Annotated in this window: 9 protein-coding genes; all 9 read left to right on the top strand. The window is 55.3% G+C overall.

Translation table 11 applies throughout. The features are described from left to right. Window positions 1–264 (top strand): hypothetical protein (locus tag CSC70_RS08585; protein ID WP_162456239.1); only part of this gene is annotated, 264 nt, incomplete at its 5' end. Between the two features lie 433 nt (window positions 265–697). Further along, window positions 698–1,063 carry a hypothetical protein gene (locus CSC70_RS08580; RefSeq protein ID WP_162456238.1) on the top strand — a complete coding sequence of 122 codons (366 nt, stop codon included), beginning with the start codon at window positions 698–700 and terminating at the stop codon, window positions 1,061–1,063. A gap of 91 nt (window positions 1,064–1,154) precedes the next feature. Next, window positions 1,155–1,559, top strand: a complete 405-nt coding sequence (locus tag CSC70_RS08575) for a hypothetical protein (RefSeq protein WP_162456237.1) — start codon at window positions 1,155–1,157, stop codon at window positions 1,557–1,559. Window positions 1,560–1,639: 80 nt separating this feature from the next. After that, on the top strand, window positions 1,640–2,392 hold the full coding sequence (locus CSC70_RS08570; RefSeq protein WP_162456236.1) for a hypothetical protein: 753 nt from the start codon (window positions 1,640–1,642) through the stop codon (window positions 2,390–2,392). Between the two features lie 120 nt (window positions 2,393–2,512). Beyond that, a complete protein-coding gene (locus tag CSC70_RS08565) occupies window positions 2,513–2,926 on the top strand; it encodes a DUF4274 domain-containing protein (RefSeq protein WP_162456235.1) in 414 nt (137 codons plus the stop codon). Between the two features lie 1,388 nt (window positions 2,927–4,314). After that, complete coding sequence (locus CSC70_RS08555) at window positions 4,315–4,617, top strand: hypothetical protein (RefSeq protein WP_162456233.1); 303 nt, start codon at window positions 4,315–4,317, stop codon at window positions 4,615–4,617. A gap of 635 nt (window positions 4,618–5,252) precedes the next feature. Beyond that, window positions 5,253–5,519 carry a hypothetical protein gene (locus CSC70_RS08550; RefSeq protein WP_162456232.1) on the top strand — a complete coding sequence of 89 codons (267 nt, stop codon included), beginning with the start codon at window positions 5,253–5,255 and terminating at the stop codon, window positions 5,517–5,519. A 57-nt stretch (window positions 5,520–5,576) separates the two neighbouring features. Continuing rightward, window positions 5,577–5,894 (top strand): hypothetical protein, encoded by a 318-nt coding sequence (locus CSC70_RS08545; RefSeq protein WP_162456231.1) that lies wholly within the window; start codon window positions 5,577–5,579, stop codon window positions 5,892–5,894. 85 nt (window positions 5,895–5,979) lie between these two features. Further along, window positions 5,980–6,267, top strand: a complete 288-nt coding sequence (locus tag CSC70_RS08540) for a hypothetical protein (protein ID WP_162456230.1) — start codon at window positions 5,980–5,982, stop codon at window positions 6,265–6,267. The last annotated feature ends 694 nt before the right edge of the window (window positions 6,268–6,961 follow it).

Genomic DNA, 6,961 nt, shown 5'->3' with positions numbered 1-6,961 from the left:
TCGCCTGATGAGTTTGGTGGCGCGTACATCAACGTGTATACAACCGAGCTGAACATCCGCAACGCAATTGACATTGCGGAGAGAGAGGTTGTAGATGCTGGCTGGCGTACCGAGAGAGTGGTGTCTGCCGCTCTGAATACTGCGGATGACTTCTCGGATGAAGATTCAGGGCTGCAGTACTACGAACAGGCGCTTCTGGACGGAGTGGTCGTAGTTGTTCATGCGTTTCCGCCCCAGCACACTGAAAGCGACGCATTTCATTGAGCGGCCTGCAGCCTAACAATTCATTCAAGCCGAACCCGCTTCGCGGGTCGGCTTAATTCAGGCGTTAGAAGGCATGGACACAGCACACGAAACGGATAGAAAGATTCACTTTACCGTTAGGCTTGCCTGCGTTCTTGGTGCAGTCTTATGCGTGTACTCAGCGGTGTCCATGAATCTTCGACATCCTGTCCAAGTCACGATGGATATTCTTACACCGTTGAGCTTGCTTCTTTTAGCATCCGCGCGCTCGTGCAACAGTGCTTTGGCAAAGCTGGCTCTAGCAATCTCGCTTTATCTCTGGGCAGTCATGATCGCCGCGCCACATCTTTTCCCTTTCCCCTTGAGCTGGTGAGCATGCCTTCTAACAATTCATTCAAGCCGAACCCGCTTCGCGGGTCGGCTTAATTCAAGCGTTAGGGGGCACGGATAGTGCATGGACTTTGATGCGATTAGTGCGCTGGATGAGCTTCTGCTCGGTGCCTGCCTGCTACTTCTCCCGGCCGTATTTCTTGCGTTTTTTGCACATCATGGCCGCCGGACTCTCGTTGCAGCACCTGGCTTGCTCAGCTTCGTCTTCTTCTCTCTCACTTTCGCGCATCTTCATCTTGCCGACGCAAGTGCCTCAGAATTTACTCAGTGGGCCTACTGTATCGGACTGGCCGTAGCTGCATTGCTTATTCCGCTTTCTGTCCTCAACTTGCGTAACCGTTGGTTAGGTTTTATCCATCTCATCACTGCTGCCGGGATCCTTTGGTCGCTCCTTATTGGCTCATTGCTTCTAGTCCGCGATAGCATGTAGGTGATAGATGCTAGGCTTGCCCCCTAACAATTCATTCAAGCCGAACCCGCTTCGCGGGTCGGCTTAATTCAAGCGTTAGGGGGCTTGGAAAGTGTCGTCATCGCTGAAACCCCTGAAATCCGTCGCGCACAATGTTTGCCACCAATTTGCCAGCACACTGAACTATTGGGCGGGTGACTACGGCATCAACCACTTTGCCCGCTCGGTCGTCGCGGCGGGCAATCTCGTAGCTGTGGATCTTCTTGCTGGCACGTCCCACCCAACTCTCGCGGGTGAGGGCGCTGCGGGTGCACGGCAACTGGCAGCGGCCCTTCCGTCCTTGCTGGTCAAAGAAGGCTTCGAGCCAAACCTGCTGGCCAGCGCCACGGCTACCTATCATGTCCGCGGGCCGCTACCGGAGCCCGGCGGTAATGTGGCGTACGATTGTCGCGTAGAGTTCACAACTGTCGGGGGGCGCTCCTATGCGGTTGATCTGTCGGAGCTCAATGCACCGTAGCCGTCCCCTAACAATTCATTCAAGCCGAACCCGCTTCGCGGGTCGGCTTAATTCAGGCGTTAGGCGGCAATGGAGAAATTGTGGAATCGTTAAGAAAAATCGAAAGCCTGCCCGGCAATCGCCGCAGTTCTTTCGTTGGTCAAGCTGGTGTGATTGCTGATTTACGGGCCATGGAGCGGACTCAGGCCTTTAGGTGGCTTGAAGAGCATTTAGCCTCCCCAATTTCATCCAACTGGGGTCAACTGCTGTTCGCTCTCGGTGCTGATGTAGCATTGCTCCGTCGCTGGCTCGGATTGAGCAAGGAGCACGCTCTTGCCGCTGCAGACGCAACTAAGGCCGCGCTCGACTCTGGACAACCTTCCGCCCTTCTCTCACTTCTACCAGATCTACGCGTCGCTCAAGAAACCTATGGAAGTCCCAGACTAAAATCCGTCCTTGATGCCGTTGAAAAATCGCAGTGCTCGGCAAATTCACTTAGTGCTCCACTCATACGCGCGGCAGCCATTCTTTCAAATGGAAAAGGCTTAAGCACTCAAGCAGAAGCCGCCATTTCTGCTGCCAAACAGCCTGCTGGCTCTTGGCACGCGCTATTCCATGCCCTCAGTGATTCTTACGCGATCGCTGTGCTCGACTGGAAAGCCGAAGAACCAGAACAAATCAACGCCATTCGGGAATTACAAGTCTGGAAATCCACGCATGGCGTTGTTCAGATTGAAACCGTTGACTTTGGTAACGACGAAATCATCCTTATCGCACTGCCAGAACATGAAATGGCAGAGTTAAAACAATTGGCGCCAGCGCTTGAGCTTTCTCCAGCTCGATTTGCCGCCTAACAATTCGTTCAAGCCGAGCCCGCTTCGCGGCCTCGGCGCCGGCGTCTATGATTGAACCATCGCCAAGGCCGCGCAGCGGCCCGGCTTAACTCAGGCGTTAGGCCCGCATGAGACAGCACCATGCCTGACAAGTACATTCAACCAAGCACATCCTCTAGTGAGCTTCGTCAGCTAGCACTCGATCACAATTGGGACGATGGCTTTGCTATTCCTAGACTGATAGCTGATCACCCCAATTGCGATCTTGCGGTGGCGCTTGAGCTCTTCTGGTTAGCTGACGCTGATACGGTTTACTTGGGCGAGGCACGGGAGTCTCCCCGCAATGCACAGTGGCGCCAGTTCTCTAAAGAACTCGCAGATAGGATTATCGGCGGACACTATTCAACGGGCATGGTTCCTTTTGAGCCACCACTGACGGCCGTTCAGATTTACAATTTGCGCAAGAAAGGCCTGCCAGAAATATTCCTTACCAGTCTCGCGGCGTGCGGGCCTAACAATTCATTCAAGCCGAACCCGCTTCGCGGGTCGGCTTAATTCAGGCGTTAGGCCGGCGCCATTATTCGGGCTGGCATCGGGTCTCTTCGGCAAGGTCGCATCCTTGGCTACCAGTTCGCTGCATCGGACGGCCTCCAGGGCAAGCCATGCCTGACAACCGGCACCCCGGCTCGGCTGCACCTCGCGCCTCTTTCTGATACAACTCTGCCTAACTATTCATTCAAGCGGAACCCGCTTCGCGGGTCCGCTTAACTCAGGCGTTAGGCCGCTATGGATACCTCTAAGCTCCCACAGGAAGTTCGCGCACATATCCCAAACGGGTACGAGAGCGATGATGGCCGTTGGCTCGTACTGCCGTTGGATAACGGCAGCGAAGACTCTATCGCTGCGGTGAACGTCTGGCTGCCTGCTGAGCCACCGTACCCATCAGAGCTTGAGCCCGTCATCTGGTTCGGAGCGGATGGCGTCGGCAATTGGCTGGGCTGGGATACGGCTCAATCCATTGCGATCTTATGGAACCCTCACGATGAAAGTCCCTGGTGGCGCGGCAGCGTTCAAGATCTCTGGCACTTCATCCTGAGCGGCTATGGGCACGCGGCCTAACAATTCATTCAAGCCGATGCCGCTTCGCGGCACGGCTTAATTCAGGCGTTAGGCACCACTGGAAAGATCCGCAATGGACAGACAAGAGCTACAGCGAGTGTTGCGCCATGAGCAAATCAAGGACAGTTCTTACTCGCTGACCGCCTCCAACTTTGATCCTGACGAGGCACTTTGTCTTCGCCAGGAAGGTGGCGGGTGGTTTGTCTATTACAGCGAGCGCGGGCTGCAAACGGGTAGGCACAATTTTCCAACTGAGGCTGAGGCTTGTCTCTACATGTTGGAGTGCCTACGTTCTGACCCAACCGTTAAAGTTGGTTGGCACAGTGGCTTCGGGGCGCCGGATGGTGCCTAACAATTCATTCAAGCCGAACCCGCTTCGCGGGTCGGCTTAATTCAAGCGTTAGGCCCCTGAAAAAACATATGGTTCGCGTTCGCGTAAGTCTGCCGCTATTCTCATCGCCAACCGATGCTTTCGGATCGGTTTCTGGTGAATTGAATGTAGATGCAATTCCGAATGAAGGTGATACATTCGTGTGGCCAAAGAGCTGGGAGGTGGCAGACTTCCCCTACTTTGGCGACGACGGTCAGAGTCGTATTTGGGGCGTTTCTCCGACGGAGCTCCCCGGCACAGACTATCTTTTGACTATGTACGGGTTCGTGTGCGACTCCGTGTCCGAGGCAAGGCGTTACGCAGAGTTCTTTCAGACCGCCGCAGGATTCGACTTCGATGAGTATTGATTTGCAGGCTCTGCTACTGGGGCCTAACAATTCATTCAAGCCGAACCCGCTTCGCGGGTCGGCTTAATTCAGGCGTTAGGCGGCACATGAAGTATCTTCTGCGCTTGTTAACCATAGAGTTCCTCGCATTAGTCGCTTGGCTCACTATCACGTTTTACTATGTAAAGGCAGGTCAACCTGACGACTATCTTCCGGCGTTAGCCTCCCTGTTCTTTCCACTGATATTCGTGGCGTTTCTCTGGGCTGCTTGGACGCTCTTTCCACGAGCCACCATTCGATGGCAAATTTTGGGGCGGGTTCTGGTATCCCTGCTTGCCATGGGTGTCTGGTTGGCGATTAGCCTCCTCGTCGTTTCCAATTTTCAATTGTCGTTGGGTGGTCGCGTCTAGTGCTGCCTAACAATTCATTCAAGCCGAACCCGCTTCGCGGGTCGGCTTAATTCAGACGTTAGGGCCCATGAGATACATCATCGTCGCTTTGGTATTCGTTTCATACACCGCCGCTGCCGGGGACCTTTCTGCACGTGTGGCCGCTGGCAACAAGGCCATTGCCACTCCTGAGGGCAAGGTATATGACGCAGCATTGGCCCCAGCTATCCAATCAGCAATGCTTGCCTGTGTTCCTCCAGGCTCACCGCCTGAGGGGAGTACCGGCAAGTTTGCTCTTGTTGGCTATGCTGATGCTTCGGGGCATCTCACTGGAGTAGCGGTCGAGCCTATTAATCCAGTGTCTCGTTGCTTCGCAGAGAGGTTTGGGTCTAGCCAGCTCCCGGTGCCGCCATCCTCAAACCACTGGAGCAATGCATACCCAGTGACAGTAGAGATGACAGTCACTCCGTGAGCGGGCTGGACCCTAACAATTCATTCAAGCCGAACCCGCTTCGCGGGTCGGCTTAATTCAGGCGTTAGCGCGCATGTATAGATGTTGCTCTTGCCAAGCGCCGATCAACTGGTGGTCTGGGCTTCTGTCGACCCATGCCGATCCATACGTCTGTATGACTTGCGGGCAAAAGCAGAGCCACGCAATGGACAGTTGGTGGCTCGTGGCCGCCTCAGTACTAATCTGTTCGCTGCTCGTGGTACTAGCTATTGCTGCAACCGCGTACTTCAACTCCATGTGGCCACTGTCGCTTTCCACTATCGCTCTGCTTCTGCCACTCTCCGTCGTCGTTGCTCGTGACATCCGAAACGGAAAAACCCACCCAGTCTCACATAAGCAGCAGCGCAATCACCGGCTGGTTATCGGCTCCGTTTTGGTAGTGGGGCTCGTGGTCATCTGGCTTGCGCGCTAACAATTCATTCAATCCGACGCCGCTTCGCGGCGCGGCTTAATTCAGGCGTTAGGCTGCATGAAAGAGATCTTCGTAGTCCAAGTAGAGGCAGCACCGGATGGCGTTCAGCAGTCGCCTGATGAGTTTGGTGGCGCGTACATCAACGTGTATACAACCGAGCTGAACATCCGCAACGCAATTGACATTGCGGAGAGAGAGGTTGTAGATGCTGGCTGGCGTACCGAGAGAGTGGTGTCTGCCGCTCTGAATACTGCGGATGACTTCTCGGATGAAGATTCAGGGCTGCAGTACTACGAACAGGCGCTTCTGGACGGAGTGGTCGTAGTTGTTCATGCGTTTCCGCCCCAGCACACTGAAAGCGACGCATTTCATTGAGCGACCTGCAGCCTAACAATTCATTCAAGCCGAACCCGCTTCGCGGGTCGGCTTAACTCAGGCGTTAGGCGGCAAGAACGAGATCATGGTGTATTACGGAACATCTGTTTTCTATCCCATCATCGGCAAGTCACATGACCAAATCGTGCGCTATGCGGCCGGTGCCGTGCGCCAGCCTGTTTTCCTTATCAATGACGCTATTGCCCCATTGCCAGATGGCGGCATTCCCCAGGACACGAAAATCGCGCTACTAGATGATCGGGAGCATGTGGTGACAGTCCAGCTGTCCAACTCGTCCGCACAGTTTTCTCAGAGCCACAAAGATATTGCTGTGGTTTGCGCACTCAATGGATGGCTAGAGGTCAAGCAATGATCAGCTTGCCGCCTAACAATTCGTTCAAGCCGATGCCGCTTCGCGGCACGGCTTAACTCAAGCGTTAGGCCGGCGCCATTGTTCGGGCTGGCATCAGCACTCTTCGGCAAGACTGCGCCATCTGCCACCAGCTCGCTGCATCGGACGGCTCCCCGGGCAAGCCATGCCTGACAGCCGGCACCCCGGCCCGGCTGCACCCCGCACCTCTTTCTGATACAACTCTGCCTAACAATTCATTCAAGCCGAACCCGCTTCGCGGGTCGGCTTAATTCAAGCGTTAGGCCGGCGCCATTGTTCGGGCTGGCATCGGGACTCTTCGGCAAGGCCGCACCCTCGGTCACCAGCTCGTCGCACCGGATGGCTTCCAGGGCAAGCCACACTTGACAGCCAGCATCCCGGCTCGGCTGCATCCCGCGCCTCTTTCTGATACAACTCTGCCTAACTATTCATTCAAGCGGAACCCGCTTCGCGGGTCCGCTTAACTCAGGCGTTAGAGGTGCGATCCAGCATGTCCCCAACGGTAAGAAGGCTAATTGTTGGGGTCGAGGATCTGCTCGGCGTGGTTGCGCTCGGCATGGCGCTTGTTGGAGCGGTTACAACCTTGACGCCCCCGCCTGAGGCTGCTGGCGGCCCGCCGCCGGCCCTCGGATACATTGTCACTTCCGCCTTTCTTTCGGCGAGTGTGCTTTTCTTT

The organism is Pseudoxanthomonas kalamensis DSM 18571 (genome assembly GCF_010211745.1).
Taxonomy (GTDB): Bacteria; Pseudomonadota; Gammaproteobacteria; order Xanthomonadales; family Xanthomonadaceae; genus Pseudoxanthomonas_A; species Pseudoxanthomonas_A kalamensis.
This window is presented reverse-complemented; position numbering and strand designations above follow the sequence as displayed.

Excerpts from the sequence above, each read along its gene's own strand:
- CSC70_RS08545 (WP_162456231.1), top strand. The coding sequence starts at position 5,577 with ATGAAAGAGATCTTCGTAGTCCAAGTAGAGGCAGCACCGGATGGCGTT.
- CSC70_RS08540 (WP_162456230.1), top strand. The coding sequence starts at position 5,980 with ATGGTGTATTACGGAACATCTGTTTTCTATCCCATCATCGGCAAGTCA.
- CSC70_RS08550 (WP_162456232.1), top strand. The coding sequence starts at position 5,253 with ATGGACAGTTGGTGGCTCGTGGCCGCCTCAGTACTAATCTGTTCGCTG.
- CSC70_RS08555 (WP_162456233.1), top strand. The coding sequence starts at position 4,315 with ATGAAGTATCTTCTGCGCTTGTTAACCATAGAGTTCCTCGCATTAGTC.
- CSC70_RS08580 (WP_162456238.1), top strand. The coding sequence starts at position 698 with ATGGACTTTGATGCGATTAGTGCGCTGGATGAGCTTCTGCTCGGTGCC.
- CSC70_RS08565 (WP_162456235.1), top strand. The coding sequence starts at position 2,513 with ATGCCTGACAAGTACATTCAACCAAGCACATCCTCTAGTGAGCTTCGT.